The 1193-nt window shown below is 45.3% G+C and carries 1 protein-coding gene; it reads left to right on the forward strand.

Annotation, left to right across the window (positions count from 1 at the left end; genetic code table 11):
* Positions 1-1193, forward strand: a 1193-nt coding sequence (locus tag A3750_RS24135) for an NAD(P)/FAD-dependent oxidoreductase (RefSeq protein ID WP_068549014.1), incomplete at both ends; no start/stop codon positions are given.

A 1193-nucleotide genomic window follows, 5' to 3' on the forward strand; every position in this document is an offset into this window, starting at 1 on the left:
TCGCTAAAAAGTGCCCTGATAAGACAATCGCAATTCTAGAGCGCCGTGAAAATATGGGTGGCACATGGGATTTGTTTAAATATCCAGGCATTCGTTCTGACTCAGATATGGCGAGTTTCGGCTTCAGATTCAAGCCCTGGTTGTCGAGCAAAGTGCTGGCTAAGGGTGGTGATATTCGTGACTATGTGATTGAAACTGCACGAGAGTACGGCCTTAAAGATAAAGTTCAGTTTGGTCTAAAAATCATAAAATCAGAATGGTCTAGTGATGACCAGCATTGGAAGTTAACCGCTCTCCACGAGGCGAGTGGTGAAGAGAAGCATTTCACTTGTGGTTTCTTGTCCAACTGTACGGGCTATTACAACTTTGATGAGGGCTATAGTCCTGAGTTCGCCGGTTCCGACGACTTCAAAGGCAAAATTATCCACCCTCAACACTGGCCTGAAGACCTAGACTACTCTGGTAAGAAAGTTGTGGTCATCGGAAGTGGTGCAACGGCCGTCACGCTGATTCCTAGCATGAGTGACAAGACTGAACATATCACCATGCTGCAACGTTCTCCTACCTACATCATGCCCTTACCTGACAATGATACCATGGCAGTGATCATGAATAAATTCTTACCCCAGAACTGGGTGTTTAAATTTGCTCGACTGAGAAATACTTTGTTCCAGCGAGGGCTATACCTTTCGGCTATGCGTTGGCCAAAAGTGATTCGAAAGTTGTTACTGGGCGCGGCCAAGAAGCGTCTTGGGGACGGAGTCGATATGCGTCACTTTACGCCTAAGTATAACCCATGGGAAGAACGTCTTTGCGCGGCTCCGGATGGTGATTTATTCGAGTGTGTTAAATCGGGCAAAGCATCCGTAGTAACGGATCATATTGATCGCTTTACAGAGAAAGGCATTCTTCTGAAGTCGGGTACTGAATTAGAAGCCGATATTATCGTGACGGCAACGGGTTTGAACATCCAAATGATGGGTGGAATGGACGTCGCTATCGATGGAAAGAAAACGAGTATTGCCGAAAAGATGGTTTACAAGAGTGTTTTGATAGAAGACTTCCCAAATTTTGCCTGGATTTTTGGCTATACCAATGTGCCATGGACGCTTAAGTCCGATATTGCAGGGCAATATATTTGCCGTCTGTTTAAACACATGGATGCCAATAATCTGAAAACAGTCACGCCGATT

It is taken from the genome of Oleiphilus sp. HI0079, assembly GCF_001635105.1.